The 17233-nt window shown below is 65.2% G+C and carries 17 protein-coding genes; 15 read left to right on the forward strand and 2 right to left on the reverse strand.

Annotated features, from left to right (window positions below):
- Positions 1-38 precede the first annotated feature (38 nt).
- From soxX to AABA84_RS18990, 11 genes are all read left to right on the forward strand, one after another.
- On the forward strand, positions 39-395 hold the full coding sequence (gene soxX / locus AABA84_RS18940; protein WP_445083413.1) for a sulfur oxidation c-type cytochrome SoxX: 357 nt from the start codon (positions 39-41) through the stop codon (positions 393-395).
- A 25-nt stretch (positions 396-420) separates the two neighbouring features.
- Positions 421-912, forward strand: coding sequence for a thiosulfate oxidation carrier protein SoxY (gene soxY, locus AABA84_RS18945; RefSeq protein WP_212243874.1), 492 nt, complete (start codon positions 421-423; stop codon positions 910-912).
- A gap of 13 nt (positions 913-925) precedes the next feature.
- The gene (gene soxZ, locus AABA84_RS18950) at positions 926-1237 is read left to right on the forward strand and encodes a thiosulfate oxidation carrier complex protein SoxZ (protein ID WP_028139707.1); all 312 of its coding nucleotides are present in this window, start codon (positions 926-928) and stop codon (positions 1235-1237) included.
- Positions 1237-2100, forward strand: a complete 864-nt coding sequence (soxA, locus tag AABA84_RS18955) for a sulfur oxidation c-type cytochrome SoxA (RefSeq protein ID WP_338312728.1) — start codon at positions 1237-1239, stop codon at positions 2098-2100. Before soxZ ends, soxA begins: the two co-directional genes overlap by 1 nt.
- Positions 2097-2402, forward strand: coding sequence for a hypothetical protein (locus tag AABA84_RS18960; protein ID WP_212243870.1), 306 nt, complete (start codon positions 2097-2099; stop codon positions 2400-2402). The genes soxA and AABA84_RS18960 overlap by 4 nt, the downstream gene beginning before the upstream one ends.
- A gap of 53 nt (positions 2403-2455) precedes the next feature.
- Positions 2456-4207: a thiosulfohydrolase SoxB gene (gene soxB, locus AABA84_RS18965; protein ID WP_338312730.1), complete on the forward strand. Its 1752-nt coding sequence runs from the start codon at positions 2456-2458 to the stop codon at positions 4205-4207.
- Positions 4204-4662, forward strand: a complete 459-nt coding sequence (locus AABA84_RS18970) for a DsrE family protein (protein ID WP_338312732.1) — start codon at positions 4204-4206, stop codon at positions 4660-4662. Before soxB ends, AABA84_RS18970 begins: the two co-directional genes overlap by 4 nt.
- A 182-nt stretch (positions 4663-4844) precedes the next feature.
- Complete coding sequence (locus AABA84_RS18975; RefSeq protein ID WP_212243864.1) at positions 4845-5882, forward strand: MBL fold metallo-hydrolase; 1038 nt, start codon at positions 4845-4847, stop codon at positions 5880-5882.
- Positions 5883-5982: 100 nt separating this feature from the next.
- Positions 5983-6147 carry a hypothetical protein gene (locus AABA84_RS18980; RefSeq protein ID WP_212243863.1) on the forward strand — a complete coding sequence of 55 codons (165 nt, stop codon included), beginning with the start codon at positions 5983-5985 and terminating at the stop codon, positions 6145-6147.
- Between the two features lie 199 nt (positions 6148-6346).
- Positions 6347-7555: an MFS transporter gene (locus AABA84_RS18985; RefSeq protein ID WP_338312733.1), complete on the forward strand. Its 1209-nt coding sequence runs from the start codon at positions 6347-6349 to the stop codon at positions 7553-7555.
- 220 nt (positions 7556-7775) lie between these two features.
- Positions 7776-9491 (forward strand): N-acyl-D-amino-acid deacylase family protein, encoded by a 1716-nt coding sequence (locus AABA84_RS18990; RefSeq protein ID WP_338312734.1) that lies wholly within the window; start codon positions 7776-7778, stop codon positions 9489-9491.
- 232 nt (positions 9492-9723) lie between these two features.
- Here AABA84_RS18990 and AABA84_RS18995 read toward each other — a convergent pair whose 3' ends face one another.
- The gene (locus tag AABA84_RS18995; RefSeq protein WP_338312735.1) at positions 9724-11058 is read right to left on the reverse strand and encodes an MFS transporter; all 1335 of its coding nucleotides are present in this window, start codon (positions 11056-11058) and stop codon (positions 9724-9726) included.
- A 151-nt stretch (positions 11059-11209) separates the two neighbouring features.
- Here AABA84_RS18995 and AABA84_RS19000 point away from each other — a divergent pair, with 151 nt between their 5' ends.
- The 4 genes from AABA84_RS19000 to AABA84_RS19015 are packed head-to-tail and all read left to right on the forward strand — an operon-like array spanning position 11210 to position 15809.
- The gene (locus AABA84_RS19000) at positions 11210-11863 is read left to right on the forward strand and encodes an ABC transporter ATP-binding protein (protein WP_212243858.1); all 654 of its coding nucleotides are present in this window, start codon (positions 11210-11212) and stop codon (positions 11861-11863) included.
- Entirely contained in the window at positions 11860-14322 is a 2463-nt protein-coding gene (locus tag AABA84_RS19005; protein ID WP_338312737.1) for an ABC transporter permease, read from the forward strand. The genes AABA84_RS19000 and AABA84_RS19005 overlap by 4 nt, the downstream gene beginning before the upstream one ends.
- Complete coding sequence (locus tag AABA84_RS19010) at positions 14312-15394, forward strand: lipocalin-like domain-containing protein (RefSeq protein WP_338312738.1); 1083 nt, start codon at positions 14312-14314, stop codon at positions 15392-15394. Before AABA84_RS19005 ends, AABA84_RS19010 begins: the two co-directional genes overlap by 11 nt.
- A 28-nt stretch (positions 15395-15422) precedes the next feature.
- A complete protein-coding gene (locus AABA84_RS19015) occupies positions 15423-15809 on the forward strand; it encodes an MAPEG family protein (protein WP_212243853.1) in 387 nt (128 codons plus the stop codon).
- Between the two features lie 158 nt (positions 15810-15967).
- Here the strand turns inward: AABA84_RS19015 and AABA84_RS19020 are convergent, their stop codons facing one another.
- Entirely contained in the window at positions 15968-17161 is a 1194-nt protein-coding gene (locus AABA84_RS19020) for an ABC transporter substrate-binding protein (protein WP_212243852.1), read from the reverse strand.
- Positions 17162-17233: the final 72 nt, after the last annotated feature.

Below are 17233 nucleotides of genomic sequence, written 5' to 3' on the forward strand. Positions count from 1 at the left end.
GCAAACGAGATCATCGACATAACGCTTGGGACGATGCCTTGACCGCCTTTCCTTGCAAGCTTGCCGTCGTGGTGGCGCTGGTCCTCGCCGCCGGCGCGGCTGCGGCTCCGGCACGGGCACAATCCGCTGTCGCCGACGGCCAGAAGCTCGCTTTCGATCGCGGCAAGGGCAATTGCCTGACCTGCCACGTCATCAAAGGCGGCGACCTGCCGGGAACAATCGGGCCGGAACTGAAGGACCTCAGGGCCAGGTACCCCGATCGCAACGAACTCACCGCGATCATCTTCGACGAGACCAAGCGCAATCCGCAGACCATGATGCCGCCGTTCGGCCGGAACCGGATTTTGACCGAACAGGAGATCAGCGCGATCGTTGATTTCCTGCAGACCCTGTAACGGCCGGCTGCCCAGGAGACCCCCGATGACCACGACCACCGGCCCGCTTGCGACAAGGCGCCTGATCCTTCAGGGCGCGGCCTCGGTCGCCCTGCTCGGCCTCGGCAATCTGCCGTTCGCGGCGACGCCCGCGCGTGCTGCGGCCAACGACAAATATCCGGAAGAGGCCTTCAAGCAGAAGAACGAGGCCGACGCGATCAAGGCGCTCTATGGCAAGACCGCCGAGCCCTCCGACAAGGTCAAGCTGGATGCGCCCGAGATCGCCGAGAACGGTGGCGTCGTGCCGGTGTCGGTGACGACCACGCTCGAGAAAGTGACCTCGATCTCGTTCTTCGTGACCGAGAACCCTTACGCGCTCGCCGCGTCCTACAAGATCGCCGACGGCACGATTCCGGGCGTCGCCAACCGGCTGAAAATGGCCAAGACCACCAAATTGGTCGCCATCGTCGAGGCTGACGGCAAGCTCTACAGCGCGACCAAGGAAGTGAAGGTCACCGTCGGCGGCTGCGGCGGCTAGGAGGATCGGTCCGATGGCATCAAGCATTCGCGTGCGCGCAACATCCAATGGCGACATCACCGAGGTGCAGGCGCTGATCCAGCACCCCATGGATACCGGCCTGGTCAAGGATCCCAAGGGTGAGCTGATCCCTGCGCACTTCATCCAGCAGCTGAAATTCGAATGTAACGGCAAGGACGTCTTCGTCGCCGATTGGGGCACTGCGGTCTCCAAGGATCCCTACGTCAAGTTCAGCTTCAAGGGGGCCAAGAAGGGCGACGACCTCAAGATCTCCTGGACCGACAACAAGGGTGCGTCGGATACGACCACCGCGAAGATTTCGTGATGAAGACCCGATCCGCCCTGCTGCTTGGCTCGCTCGGCGCCGCGCTCGTTGCGTTCGCCCTCACCTCTCCGCGCGTCATCGCGGCGGACAAGGTCGATCCGGTCGCCGATGCCAAGGCGTTCCAGCACTTCTTCTTCCAGAAATTTCCCGATGTGAAGCACGAGGACTTCGTCAACGGTCCGTATTCCATGAACGCGGACATGAAGCGGCAGTGGCAGGAGAAGGAGGAATTCCCTCCTTACGAGTTCGCGCTCGACGCCGGCAAGGAGATGTTCGCCACCCCGTTCAAGAACGGCAAGACCTACGCCGATTGCTTCCCCAACGGCGGCATCGGCATCCGCCAGAACTATCCTTACTTCGACGAGAAGGAGGGCAAGGTCGTCACGCTGGAGCTCGCGCTCAACCGCTGCCGCGAGGCGAATGGAGAGGCGCCCTATTCCTACGTCAAGGACGAGATGGCCTCGCTCACCGCCTACATGGCCTTCACCTCGCGCGGCAAGCCGATGGACATCAAGATTCCCGATGATCCCCGGGCGCTCGCGGCATTCGAGAACGGCAAGCGCTATTTCTACACGCGGCGCGGCCAGATGAACTTCTCCTGCGCCAGCTGCCATGTGCAGAGCCCGGGCGAGCGCATCCGCGCCGAGATCCTGGCGCCGGCGCTCGGCATCCTCAACGCGATGCCGATCTACCGCTCCGAATGGAGCGGCATGGGCACGACCAGCCGCCGCTTCGTCACCTGCAACAGCCAGACCCGCGCGGTTCCGCTGGAGCCGCAGTCCGACGAATATCGCGACGTCGAGTATTTCCTGTCCTACGTTGCCAACGGCCTGCCGATATCGGGACCGGGAGCGCGGCCATGAAGCGGTCACTTCCCCTCGCCATGCTGCTGGCGCTGAGCCTCGCGCCAGCGGCGCGCGCGGCAAATGAAGCGGATTACAAGGCGGCCTACGCCACCGCCGAAGCCGCATCGAAGGAGGCTGCCGGCTTGCGCAATCAGTGGACCGTGACCGTCTCGGCGCTGGCCGCGGCCAGGAAAGCGGCGGATGGCGGCGATTTCGACCGCGCCACGGCCGCAGCCAGGGAGGCCGAGGCGCTGGCAAAGGCGTCGATCTTCCAGGCGACCTCTGAAAAAGAAGCCTGGAAGGCGATGGAAATCCGCTAGACTGGCATCAACTGAAACAGTCTTGCGACATTGAGGGCGCGGAGAATTTTGATATGGCGATCCGCCGCCGCGATTTCCTGAAGAGCGCAGGCCTTGCCGCTGCATCGCTCAGTCTGCCGCGGCTTGCGCGGGGCACTGAGTCCGCGGGCATTTACGACCTCGAGCGCTTCGGCAACGCGCGGATCCTGCACATCACCGATACGCATGCGCAGCTCAACCCGGTTTATTTTCGCGAGCCCAGCATCAATATCGGCATCGGTGAGATGGCCGGGCGGCCGCCGCATCTGGTCGGCCGCGCCTTTCTCGACCGGTTCGGCATCCGTCCCGACAGCGCCGATGCTTATGCCTTCACCTGCGTCGAGTTCGAGAAGTCGGCAGGCCGCTTCGGCAAGCTCGGCGGCTTTGCCCATCTGAAGACGCTGGTCGACCGCTTGCGTGGCGAGGTCGGCGAAAAGCGCTCGCTGCTCGTCGACGGCGGCGATCTCTGGCAAGGCACCGGGCTCGCCAACGTCATGCAGGGCCGCGACATGGTCGAGGTCGCCAATCTGCTCGGCATCGAAGCGATGACCGGGCATTGGGAATTCACCTATGGCGAGCAGGTGCTGCGCGACAATCTCGAGCGCTTCAAGGGCGAGTTCCTGGCGCAGAACGTGTTCCTGACCGAGGAAGCCGCGTTCAACGACGCGCCCGCCTTCGACAAGGCCACCGGGCGCGTGTTCAAGCCTTCGATGATCAAGGAGATCGGCGGTCATCGGATCGCGATCGTCGGCCAGGCCTTCCCTTACGTGCCGATCGCGCATCCCAAGCGGTTCACGCCGGACTGGACCTTCGGCATTCGCGAGGAGGAGTTGCAGAAGCATGTCGATGCCTTGCGCGGCACCGACAAGGTCGATGCGGTCGTCCTGCTGTCGCACAACGGCATGGACGTCGACCTCAAGCTCGCGAGCCGCGTCACCGGCATCGACGTCATTCTCGGCGGCCATACCCATGACGCCGTGCCGCAGCCTATGCCAGTGAAGAACGCGGGCGGCACCACGCTCGTCACCAATGCCGGCTCCAACGGGAAATTCCTCGCCGTGCTCGATCTCGCGATCGACAAGGGCAAGGTCGGCGACATTCATTATCATCTGCTGCCGGTTTATTCCGAGCTGCTGAAGCCAGATCCCGCCATGGCCGAGCTGATCGGCCGGCTGCGCGCGCCGCACGTGACCGACTGGTCGGCGAAGATCGCAACGCCCGACCGCCTGCTTTATCGGCGCGGCAATTTCTCCGGGCCCGTCGACGAGCTGATCTGCACCGCGTTGCGCACCGAGCTCGATGCCGAGATCGCGCTGTCGCCGGGCTTCCGCTGGGGCGTCACCGCGCTGTCGGGCCAGGCGTTGACCATGGAGGATCTGCTCGCGGAGACTGCGATCACCTATCCCGAGACCTATGTGCAGGAGATGACGGGAGCCCAGATCAAGGACGTGCTGGAAGACGTCTGCGACAACCTCTTCAACGCCGATCCCTATTACCAGCAGGGCGGCGACATGGTGCGCGCCGGCGGGCTCAGCTACACCTGCACGCCGACCGCCGCGATCGGCGGCCGCATCTCGGAAGTGAAGCTCATTGGCGGTAAGGCGCTCAGCGCCAGCCACCGCTACAAGGTCGCAGGCTGGGCTTCGGTCAACGGCCAGCAAGGCGCGCCGGTGTGGGATGTCGTCGGCAGATATCTGCGCGCGGGCCGGATGTTTCAGGAGCGGCTCGGCTCCGGCGTGACGCTGAGGGGCGTCGAGGACAATCCGGGCATTGCGGGACAGGGATGATGCGAGCGCAGACCTTATTTGCGCTGATGCTGGCGCTGGTCGTCCGGGCTGCGATCCTGCCGGCTTCGGCGCAGCAGGTGCCACTTCAGGACAAGCCGTTCGCCGAGCACAAGATCGTGCTGCAGCTCTCCGATGGCGATGCGAAGAAGCAGGCGCTGGTGCTGAGCGTCGCCAACAATCTTCTGAAAGCCTACGCCCCCGACAAGATCGCGATCGAGGTAGTCACGTTCGGCGCCGGCATCGATCTTTTGCTGTCAGGCAGCGAGCGTCGCAAGCAGGTCGAAAGCCTGATCGCGCAGGGCGTGCGCTTCGACATCTGCCTCAACACGGTGGATACGCTCGAGCGCGAGACCGGCAAGCGGCCGGAGTTCATTGCCGCGGCGACGCCGGTGCAGGTCGGCGTCGGGCAGATCCTGTTCCTGGCCGAGAATGGTTATACGGTGGTGAGGCCCTGAGGGGGCTTAAGCGCGCTCTCGCGTCATCGAGCCTGTGGGATCGGCCATCGGGTCCAGCCCGCCGCTCTTCCCGCGGAGGACAATCTTCCAAATATTGTTACCTATCCAGCAAAATACTTCTCCTACTGACCTCCGGCGTAGTAGAATCTTCAAAAGTCAGTTCCATTGCCGGACGACCTGCCATGATCTTTCGCCAGCTCTTCGACAGCGTTTCGGGCACCTACAGCTACGTCCTGGCCAGCCGCCCCGGCGGCGAGGCTCTGATCCTCGATCCCGTGCTGGAGAAAGTCGACCGCTACTGCCAATTGCTGCGCGAGCTCGACCTCAAGCTCGTCAAGGCGGTCGACACCCATCTGCATGCCGACCACGTCACCGGCCTCGGCGAGCTGCGCGACCGCACCCATTGCATGACCGTGATGGGCGACCAGACCAAGGCGGACGTGGTGGCGATGCGCGTCGCCGACGGCGACAAGGTGACGATCGAGGGCCTGTCGCTCGACGTGATGTATACGCCCGGCCACACCGACGATTCCTATTCCTATCTGATGGGCGATCGCGTCTTCACCGGCGACACGCTGCTGATCCGCGGCACCGGCCGCACCGATTTCCAGAACGGTTCTTCGCGCGCACAGTACGATTCGATCTTCAACCGGCTGCTGAAGCTGCCGGACGAGACGATGGTGTTTCCGGCGCACGACTACAAGGGCGACACCGTCTCCACCATCGGTGAGGAGAAGCGCTACAATCCCAGGCTCCAGGTGCGTTCGGTCGACGAATATATCGAGCTGATGGCGAACCTGAAGCTGCCCAATCCGAAGATGATGGACGTCGCGGTGCCCGCCAACATGCATGTCGGCCTGCATCAGGAGGAACTGGAGAAGGAAGGCCGCGCGCTCAGCGCGGTCGAGGCGATCCGCATCCTCGGCCGGCCCGACATGCTGCTGGTCGATCTGCGTGAGACCAACGAGCGGATGAAGCACGGCATGCTCGAAGGCGCGCTGCACACGCCCTATCCCTCCATCGAGGAGAGCCTCAAGCCCGGCGGCATGCTGCGCGAGGTCGCGGCCGCCACCGGCCGCCGTATCGTGTTCTTCTGCGCCTTCGGCGAGCGCTCGGCGATGGCGGTGGCCGCCGCCAAGGCGGCCGGCCTTTCCAACACCGCCCATATCGCCGGCGGCGTGGATGCCTGGAAGAAGGCAGGCGGGCCGCTCGTGCACTGACGGCCGCAGGCCATCCCCAAGTGCGATTGTTGCGCTAAGTCAGGGACGGCTCATATTTCCGGGGTAGGATCGGGTGCAGCATCACCATCCGGGACCAGCCATGACCAAGATCAAACCAGCCGAGCCGCCCAAGATCGCCAACAAGAAGCCGGCGGAAGGCAAGGCGAAGACACCCCCGCCTCCTCTCGATGACGATGACTACGAGGACGGCGACATCGCAACGCCCAAACGCGACCGCTACGGTGTGGACGACGAGCCGTTGTGAGAGTGCGATCGTGCTCCGCGCACGCTGCGTTCCCCCCCTTGCGGGAGAGGGAACACAGTGCGCCTCGCTGCACCCCCGGGCGCTTATCGAGGACGGCGCGTCCCCACCCGCACTACCTGCCATGCGCCTGCGTTCATGGACAAATAACCGCTCTCCCCGATAGTTTGCGCGCCTCCCAGGGAGTGAAACCGAAACTGCAATGGTCGACGTTCTCGCCGCACCGCAGCAAAGCAAGGCGGACAGCGCGCTACGGACGCTGACCGGAATCTCGATCGCGCATTGGGTCAGCCATTTCCATCTGCTGGTCCTGCCGATGCTGTTCCCATTCCTCAAGGCACAACTCGGCGTCGGCTATATCGAGCTCGGCTTCGCGCTCACCGTGTTCGCGGTGGTGTCCGGACTGACGCAGGCGCCGACCGGTTATCTCGTCGACCATTTTGGCGCGCGCAGAATCCTGCTGATCGGCCTCACGCTCGGCGGCTTCGCGCTGATTCTGCTTGGCCTGCACCTCAGCTACGCCTCGCTGATCGCCTGCGCCGTGCTGCTGGGTCTCGCCAATAGCGTCTATCACCCCGCCGACTACGCGATCCTGGCCGAGCACATGGACGAGGCACGGATGGGCCGCGCCTTCTCGATTCACACCTTTGCCGGATTTCTCGGCGGCGCGGTGGCACCGGCGATCGTGGCGGCACTCGTCACCCTGTCCGGCGGCACCGGCGCGCTGATCGCATCGGGTGCGATCGGCATCGCGGTGGCGTTGCTGCTGCTCGTCATGAACATTCCCGACGCCGGCGCCAGCAGGAAGAAGCCGGGCGCGGAGAACGCGCCGAAGCAGGCTGTCATCACACCCGCGCTGATCGTGCTGACGGCGCTGTTCATGCTGCTCAGCCTGTCGGTCGCCGGTATCAACAATTTCGGCGTCGTCGCGCTGATGAGCGGCTATGGCACGTCCTACTCGGCAGCCAACGTCATGCTGACGGCCTTCCTTGGCGCCAGCGCCGCCGGCGTGCTTGCCGGCGGTTTCCTCGCCGATCACACCGAACGCCACGGCTATGTCGCAGCGGCCTGCTTTGCCGTGAACGCGGCCATCGTGCTGCTGATCGCGCTGGTGACGCTGCCCGGCTGGGCCCTGACCGCGGCGATGACGCTCGCAGGCTTTCTGTCCGGCGTGATCGCCCCCTCGCGCGACATGCTGGTGCGCAATGCGGCACCTCCCGGCGCTGCGGGGCGCGCCTTCGGCATCGTCTCGACCGGCTTCAATCTCGGCGGCATCGTCTCACCGCTGCTGTTCGGCTGGATCATGGACCAGAGCGCGCCACACTGGGTGTTCGGCGCGTCCGTGATCTTCATGGTCGCGACGGTGGTGCTGTCGCCGTTCACGGAGCGGAAGCGACAAGCCGGTTCTTGAGGAGCGAGAGCGGCTGCCACAAATTCAATCGTCGTCCCCGCCTAGTGCGCAATTGCGCACGGGGGGCGGGGACCCATAACCCCAGGGAGCGGTTGTGGAGCGAAGCTGCCAACTACGAGTCTTCGCCAAACTCCTCCCTGTGGCTATGGGTCCCAAATCTGCGCTGCGCTTGTCCGGGACGACGAAAGAAGACTTAGAAAAACAAAACGGGAAGAAACACATGAGCACCCCTGATCTCGTCATCCGCGGCGGCACCGTTGCGGATGGAAGCGGCGGCGCGCTGTTCGAGGCCGACGTCGCCATTACCGGCGGCAGGATCAGCGAGGTCGGCAAGGTTTCGGCCAAGGGCGAAGAAGAAATCGACGCGCGCGGCAAGCTCGTGACGCCGGGTTTCGTCGACGTTCACACGCATTACGACGGCCAGGTCACCTGGAGCCAGGACATCACGCCGTCGTCGCAGAACGGCGTCACCACCGCGATCATGGGCAATTGCGGCGTCGGCTTTGCGCCGTGCAAGCCCGCCGACCACACCCGCCTGATCCAGCTCATGGAAGGCGTCGAGGATATTCCCGAGCCGGTCCTGAGCGCCGGCATTCCCTGGGCCTGGGAGAGCTTTCCGGACTACATGAACTGGCTCTCCAAGCGCGATTTCGACATCGACGTCGGCGCGCAGCTGCCGCACGCGGCGCTGCGGGTCTATGTCATGGGCGAGCGCGGCGCCCGCCGCGATCCCTCGACCACGGAGGACAATGCCGCGATGGCGAAGCTCGCGGGCGAAGCGGTGCGCTCCGGCGCACTCGGCTTCTCGACCTCGCGCACGCTCAACCACCGCACCTCGACCGGCGACTTCACGCCGACGCTGAAGGCCGGCGAGGACGAACTCACCGCGATCGCCGGGGCGATGCACAGCCAGGGCCGCAGCGTGCTGCAATTCGTGCTCGATCTCTCTACCATCCACGAAGATCTGCCGATGATGCTACGGGTCGCCGACACGACGAAGTGTCCGATCTCGTTCTCGATCACGCAGAACGACAAGTCGCCAAACCGCTGGCGCCAGACGCTGGACGAGATCAACGCGGCGGCCAAACGCGGACTCTCCATCACCGCACAGATCGCGGCGCGCCCGGTCGGCCTGCTGCTCGGGCTCGAGCTGTCGCGCAATCCGTTCCAGACCCATCCGAGCTACAAGGCGATCGCGCATCTTCCGTTGAAGGAGCGGCTGGCACGGCTGCATCAGAGCGATGTGCGCAAGGCCATTCTGAGCGAGACGGCGACCGCCACCGACGATCCGCTGTTCTTCCGGCCCAATTACGACAAGATGTTCCTGCTCGGCGATCCCCCCGATTACGAGCAGCCGCCGGAAAACGCATTGGGGCCGCAAGCGCGCAAGCAGGGCCGGCAGCCGGAAGAGTTCGCTTACGATGCGATGCTGTCGGACCAGGGCCGCGGCATGCTCTACGTGCCGTTCCTCAACTATTCCGACGGCAATCTCGATGCGACGCGCGAGATGCTGATCGATCCGCAATCGGTGCCGGGCCTGTCCGACGGCGGCGCGCATTGCGGCATCATCTGCGATGCCAGCTTCCCGACCTATCTGCTGACGCACTGGACGCGCGACCGCACGCGCGGTGAGAAACTGTCGATCCCGTTCGTGATCGCGGCGCAGTCGCGCAAGACCGCGCTGTCGGTCGGCCTCACCGATCGCGGGCTGATTGCGCCCGGCTACAAGGCCGACCTCAATGTGATCGACTATGACCGGCTGCACCTGCATCCGCCCAAGGTGCATTACGATCTGCCGGTCGGCGGGCGGCGGCTGTTGCAGGACGTCGACGGCTATGAGGCCACGATCGTCTCGGGCGTGGTAACGCGGCGGCAGGGTGCCGCCACGGGCCGCCGGCCGGGGAAATTGATTCGGGGCGCGCAGGGGATCAATTAAGCGCGGCTCCATGTGAGACACGAAGGCGTCTCACCAATCTCGCTGTCGTCCCCGCCTAGTGCGCAATTGCGCACGTGGGGCGGGGACCCATAACCACAGGGAGTGGTTGTGGAGCTAAGCTGCCAACTCCGTGTCTTCGCCAAACCACGCCCTGCGGTTATGGGTCCCGGATCTGCGCTTCGCTTGTCCGGGACGACAGTGTGCTTGGAGCAATCGCTCGGTCGCCCACTCCTTACGTCGGCGACACCGCGCCCTTCAGCGCAGCAGCCTGCGTCGCCGCACCACGCGTCAGCCTGGCCTTTTCCGTGTTCGGCCACAGCAGCAGCAGGCCGAGCAGGCCGGAGCCGACCATGATCACGGCGTTGATGGTGAAGCCGATCAGGTAGCCGTCGAGAGTGCTGCCGGCACGCTGGATCATCGCCCCCATCACGGCCGGCGCGGCGATGCCGGCGAGCGTGTAGAGCGCGCCGTAGATGGCGAGGATCGCGCCGCGCTGCGACGTCGGCGTGAACTCGCCGAGCATCGGCGGGCAGACGACGTAGATCGCTCCGCACAGGCCCGAGCCGACCACGAGCAGCGCGATCTGCAGGCCCGCACCCTGAACATGCGGCATCATCGCCAGGATCAGCCCGCCGATCACCAGCGGCACCGAGCCGAGCACGCCGCGCGCCACGCGGGTGTTGTAACCGCGCGCCATCATCACCTGCGAGATCCACCCGGTGAGAATGACCGTGGTAGCACCGAACACCCAGGGCAGGATCGAGATGAAGCCGGCCTGGCTCTGCGAGAAGCCGAGCCCCTTGACGATGAACGGCGTGAACCAGGTCAGGCCGAGCGACAGCGCCCAATAGGCACCGAACGTCGCCGCGACGCAGCCGATGAAAGTGCGCGAGGTGAGAAGCTGCAAGTAGGGGATCTTCTGCTCGGTCGCGGCCAGGACCTGCGTGTCCTCCAGCGGGCCTTCCTTGCCGAGCGCGAGCCAGGCACAAACCCAGATCAGACCGACGATTCCGAGTGCGCCGAAGGCATAGTGCCAGGAATGATTGACGATGACCCAGTTCAGCGCCGGTACCGCCAGGATCACGCCGAAGGCCGAGCCCTGCGACAGGATCGCGGTCGGCAGCGTGCGCTTCTCGTCGGGAAACCATTTGTAGATCGCGTGCGCGGCGACCGAGAAAGCCGGGCCTTCGCCGGCGCCCAGCACGATGCGGCAGATCAGGAGCGTGGTGAAGGAGACGGTGCCGACCATCGGAAACTGCGCCAGCGCCCAGATCACTGCGAGCACGAGCAGCACCCAGCGCGTCGGCACCTTGTTGACGATGAAGCCGACCACGATGGCGGCGATCGAGAACAGGAAGAAGAACGAGGAGCCGAGCAGGCCGAACTGCTCCGGGGTGAGCTTCAGATCGGTCATGATCGGCACGCCGGCGAGACCGACGACGATCTTGTCGGCGAAGTTCACGACCATGAAGAGAAAGAGAAGAAACGTCACGGTCCAGGCGCCCTTCGGCGTTCCCTTGGCCCCGATCGTCTTGCCGGCCACCTCCGTCGTTCCCTCAACGCTCATGATTTTATTCTCCCCCGCCGATGTCTTTTGGCACTTTTTTGATTTGGCTGTCTTGGGAGCTAACAACGGCTTCGAGACCAACGCAACCCGGCATTTCCGCAGCAGGTGTGCTACGCAGCAATTCCGCTAATTCCGTCCGGCGCCATTCATCGTGTTGAGCATCAAGAATCTGTCCAAGACCTTCTCCTCGGCCGGCGAGCCGGTCCAGGTGCTGCGTGGCGTCGATCTCGACCTCAAGGAGGGCGAACGCGTCGCGCTGACCGGCGAGTCCGGCAGCGGCAAGAGCACGTTGCTGCACCTGATCGCGGGGTTAGACGCCGCCGATGGCGGCACGATCCGGCTGGAGGACATCGAGGTCACCGCGCTGTCCGACGCAGGGCGCGCCCGTTTGCGGCGCGACCGGATCGGGCTGGTGTTTCAGCAATTCAACCTGATCCCGAGCCTGTCGGTCGCGGACAATCTGGCCTTTCAGGCGCGGATCGCCGACCGTCACGATGCGGCCTGGACCAAGGAGCTGGTCGAACGGCTCGGTCTCGGCGCGCTTCTGAAGCGCTATCCCGAGCAATTGTCCGGCGGCCAGCAGCAGCGGGTCGCGATCGGCCGGGCGCTGGCAACAAAGCCGTCGCTGCTGTTGGCGGACGAGCCCACCGGCAATCTCGACGAGGCCACCGCCGAGAACGTCCTGGCGCTGACGCGCGACCTCGTCGCGCGCACCGGCTGCGGCTTCCTGATGGTGACGCATAGCCTGCATCTGGCCGGTACGCTCGACCGCCATCTCACTTTGCATGCGGGTCGGATCGCATGAGACGCGCGCTCTGGGTCCTCGCGGTGCTGCTCAGCCATTGGCGGCGTCACAAGATGCAGTTCGCGACGCTTCTGGTCGGACTGATCGCGGCGACCGCGTTGTGGAGCGGCGTGCAGGCCATCAACCAGCAGGCCCGCAACGCCTATGACCGCGCCGCCGCGACGTTCGGGGGCGCGCGCACGGCCATGCTGGTCGCGCCCCATGCGGCGACTTTTCCGCAAGAGCTGTTCGTCAAGCTGCGCCGCGCCGGCTGGCCGGTGTCGCCGGCGCTGGAGGGCCGGGTCCAGATCAACGGCCGCTCGGTGCGGCTGCTCGGGATCGAGCCGGTCACGCTGCCGGTCGAAATCGGCAACGCACCGCGCCTCGGTGCTGCGGATCTAAGCAGCTTTGTGGCGCCGCCGGGCCAGACATTGGTGGCGCGGGAGACGCTGAGCGACCTGCAGGAAACAGAGGGCGCGGCGCCCCCGATCAGTGACGGCACAACATTGCCGCCGCTGCGCGTGCTGCCGCAGCTGGTGCCCGGCGTGCTGGTGGTCGATATCGGCGTGGCGCAGCGTCTGCTCAACAAGCCGGATCAGGTCTCGCGGCTTCTGATCGGCAAGCCGAAGAGCAGGCCTGCGCCGCTGGCGAGCGTGGTCGGCGATCAGTTGCAGCTGGTCGAGCCGACCGCGGAGACCGAGCTGGAGCGCCTGACCGACAGCTTTCACCTCAACCTCACGGCGTTCGGCCTGTTGTCGTTCTTCGTCGGCCTGTTCATCGTCAACTCGGCTGTCGGCCTTGCCTTCGAGCAGCGGCTGCCGATGCTGCGGACGCTACGCGCCTGCGGCGCCTCGGCACGGCTGGTCAACACCGTGATGGTGGTCGAGCTCGTGGCGCTGGCGCTGATCGCCGGGCTGATCGGGCTCGTCTGCGGCTATTTCATCGCGGCCGTGCTGCTGCCCGACGTCGCGGCGTCATTGCGCGGGCTCTATGGCGCACAGATCCCGGGGCAGCTGACCTTACAGCCTGAATGGTGGCTCGCCGGCATCGGCATCAGCATTGCGGGCGCGCTCGTTGCGGCGGCGACCAGCCTGATCAAGGCGATCAGGATGCCGGTGCTGGCGACGGCGCAGCCGCACGCCTGGCAGCATAGGCAGCGCCGCTGGCTGATCCTGCAAAGTCTGGCCGCCTGCGCCGTGTTCGCGGTCGCGCTGCTGTTGCTTCGTTATGGCGAATCGCTGATCGCGGGCTTTGGCGTGCTGGCGGCGCTGATGCTCGGTGCGGCATTGATCCTGCCGGCGTTGCTCGAGATCATCCTGCTCGCGGGCCAGCGCGCCGCGAGGAAGCCGCTTGCGCTGTGGTTCTGGGCGGACAGCCGGCAGCAGCTTTCCGGATTGTCGCTGGCGCTGATGGCGCTGCTGCTCGCCCTCGCCGTCAATGTCGGCGTGTCCACCATGGTAGAAACGTTCAGCCGCACCTTCCTCGGCTGGCTCAACGGACGGCTGGCGGCCGACGTCTACATCAGCGCCTCCGACAATGCGCAAGGTGTTGCCATCCGCGACTGGCTGCGCGAGCGTAGCGACGTGCAGGCAATCCTGTCGGGCGGCCGCGCCGAGACGCAGCTTCAGGGCCAGCCGGTGGAATTGTTCGGCCTGCCCGATCACGCGCTGTATCGCGAGCGCTGGCCGTTGCTGGAAACCGCGCCGCGTGCCTGGAGCCGGCTCATGCCGGGCAATGCCGCCTTCATCAGCGAACAACTGAGCCGCCGCCTCAACGTCCGCATCGGCGACGTCGTCGAGGTGCCGGCGCCGGGCGGGACCTGGGAGCTCGACATCGTCGGCGTCTATGCCGATTACGGCAACCCTAAGGGGCAGCTGACCGTCAACGTCGCCGCGCTGATCCGGCAATTTCCGCAGACGCCGCAAACCCGGATCGGCCTGATCGTCGCGAAGGAGAACATCCCCGGCCTGATCGCGGCGTTGCAGAAGCAATTTGCGCTCGACGACCGCAGTGTCGCCGACCAGGCGACGGTGAAGGCGGAATCGATCCGCATCTTCAACCGCACCTTTGCGGTGACCTCGGCGCTGAACGCCTTCACGCTCGGCGTCGCAGGGATCGCGCTGTTCACGAGCCTGTTGACGCTGGCGAATTCCCGCCTGCCGCACCTCGCACCGCTGTGGGCGATCGGCATCACGCGGCCGCGCCTTGCCGCGATCGAATTGACCAAGACGCTGTCGGTCGCGCTGTTCACGGCGCTGCTCGCCGTGCCGCTCGGCCTCCTGGTGGCGTGGTGCCTGATCGCGATCGTGAACGTGAAGGCGTTCGGCTGGCGGCTGCCGTTCCACGTGTTTCCGCTGCAACTGGTCGAGCTGGTCGCGGTCGCGCTGTTGGCATCGCTGCTGGCGGCGCTGTTGCCGGTGATACGGCTGGCGCGGATGCAGCCGGCCAGCCTCGTCAAGGTGTTTGCCAATGAGCGCTGATCGGATCTCCCGCCGCGCCTTCGCCAGCGGCATCGCTGCGCTGGCGCTGGCACGCAGTGCCAGTGCGCAAGGCTATGCCGGGCTTGGTGAGACCGCGGACGGCTTTGCGAAGGTGACGCCGGGAAAGACGTTCGCCTTCCCCGCCGATCACGGGCCGCATCCGGAGTTTCGGATCGAATGGTGGTATCTCACGGCAAACCTCGTCGACGGCAACGGTGCGGCCTGCGGCCTGCAATGGACGCTGTTCCGTCAGGCGGCGCAGCCGGGCCCGCAACGCGAAGGTTGGGCCAATCAGCAGGTGTGGATGGCGCACGCCGCGGTGACGCGCGCCGACACCCACCGCTTCAACGAAGTCTTTTCACGCGGCGGCGTCGGGCAGGCCGGCGTCACGGCCAAGCCGTTCGATACCTGGATCGACGATTGGGAGATGAAGGCTCTCGAGCGCACCGACGATCGCACTTTGGCGCCGCTGGCACTGAAGGCGTCCAGCACCGATTTCAGCTACGCCGTGACGCTGGAGGCCGATCGCCCGGTCGTGTTGCAGGGCGATCGGGGCTACAGCCGCAAATCGGAGCGCGGCCAGGCGTCCTATTATTACAGCCAGCCGTTCTACCGCGCTCGCGGCACGCTCACCATCGACGACAGACCGGTGGACGTCACGGGCCAGGCCTGGATGGACCGCGAATGGAGCAGCCAGCCGCTTGACGCCGACCAGACCGGCTGGGACTGGCTGTCCCTGCATCTGTCGTCCGGCGACAAGCTGATGCTGTATCGGCTGCGGCAGAAGGACGGCCGGGACTATCCGTTCGGCAACTGGATCAGCGCTGCCGGCGAAACGCAGATGATCACAGGTGGCGACATCCAGATGATTCCGAAGGCGACGGCGGAGGTTGCGGGACGCAAGCTGCCGGTGGAATGGCAGATCGCGATCCCGTCGCGATCGTTCTCGATCCTCTGCAAGCCGCTCAATCCCAGGGCCTGGATGGGGACCGGCTTCTCCTATTGGGAGGGGCCGATCAGCTTTGCCGGGACGCATGACGGCGTTGGCTATCTCGAGCTGACCGGGTATTGAAGCGCGGTCTGTTTGAAGGGATCCCGCGATGTATCATTTCACCGCCCTCGTTACGCTGCTGGCGATTGCGTTCTATTTCTTCGTCACCATGAACGTCTCGCGGGCGCGCACCAAGACCGGCATCAAGGTGCCGGCGATATCGGGCCATCCGGATTTCGAGCGCGCCTTCCGCATCCAGGCGAACACGCTGGAATGGATGCCGATTTTCCTGCCTGCGCTATGGCTGTTCGCGATCTACATCAGCGACGGCATCGCGGCGGGGATCGGTGCGGTCTGGATCATCGGCCGCGTCGTCTATTTCATTGGTTATTCGCAAGCGGCCGCCAAGCGCGGTCCGGGCTTTGCGATCCAGGGCATCGCGGCGATAGCGCTGTGGGCGGGGGCGCTGGGAGCGGTGGTGTTGCGGCTGGTGTAGTGAATCACATCACGCGTGCTCGTGTCCCGGGCGCGGTGCAGCGTGTAACGCTGCGCCGCTGAACCGGGACCCAGTCAGGCCTCCACGCCCGGAGAAGCGTGGGCCCCGGCTCTGCGCAGCAGCGTTTCACGCTGCAGCGCGTCCGGGACACGAGAGCCTCACTTCGTCAACGGACACCCGCTGTCCTTGGCGGCGAAGAAGGCCTTGTCGCCGGGGACCGTGGCGAGCAGCTTGTAATAGTCCCAGGGCTTCTTCGATTCCGACGGCTTCTTGACCTCGAACAGATACATGTCGTGGACCATGCGGCCGTTCTCGAGCACCTTGCCGCCTTGCGCGAAATCGTCGTCGACCGGCAGCTCCTTCAGCTTCTTGGCAACCGCATCCGGATCCTTGGTGCCGGCGGCCTTGACCGCCTTCAGGTAGCTCAGCGTCGCCGAATAGGTGCCGGCCTGAATCATGTTCGGCATCCGGCCGGTGCGCTTGAGGAAGCGTTCGCCGAGATTGCGGCTCTTGTCGTTGACATCCCAGTAATAGCCTTCGGTCAGCACCAGGCCCTGCGCGGCCTGCAGGCCGAGGCCGTTGACTTCGGCAAGCGTCATCAGCAGGCCGGCAAGCTTCTGGCCGCCGGAGACGATGCCGAACTCGGACGCCTGCTTGATCGAGTTGGTGGTGTCGAGGCCGGCATTGGCAAGGCCGACGATCTTCGCCTTGGAGCTCTGCGCCTGCAGCAGGAAGGAGGAGAAGTCTGAGGAATTGAGCGGCACGCGCACCGAGCCGACCACCTTGCCGCCATTGGCGGTGACGATCTCGCTGGTGTCCTTTTCCAGCGCGTAGCCGAAGGCGTAGTCCGCGGTGAGGAAGAACCAGGTGTCGCCGCCGGCCTTGGTCAGCGCACCGCCGGTGCCGACGCCGAGCGCGCGGGTGTCGTAGGCCCAGTGGAAGCCATAGGGCTGGCAGGCATCGCCGGTCAGCCGCGAGGTCGCGGCGCCCACAACGATGTCGATCTTCTTCTTTTCCTTGGACAGCTCGTGGATCGCGAGCGCAACCGAGGAGGTCGTCAACTCCGTGATCATGTCGACGTTCTCGACGTCGTACCAGCGCCGCGCGATCGAGGTCGCGAGGTCGGCCTTGTTCTGGTGGTCGGCGGTGACGAGCTCGACCTTCTGCCCCAGCACCTCGCCACCAAAATCCTCGATCGCCATCCTGGCCGCCTCGACCGACCATTTGCCGCCGTAATCGGCATAGACGCCAGACTGGTCGTTGAGGATGCCGATCTTGACGCCTTGCGCGGAGGCCGGCGCCGCCAGCACCAGAGCAGAGGTTGCGACGGCGGCCAAAAGTGCTGATTTCATCTGTTATCTCCCAGCAGTTTTCTGTTTTGAAATCGCGCGGATATTAGGGAAGAACCCCGGCCCTGCCCATCC

Origin of the sequence: Bradyrhizobium sp. TM239, from assembly GCF_036247985.1 — a bacterium.
GTDB lineage: Bacteria > Pseudomonadota > Alphaproteobacteria > Rhizobiales > Xanthobacteraceae > Bradyrhizobium > Bradyrhizobium ottawaense.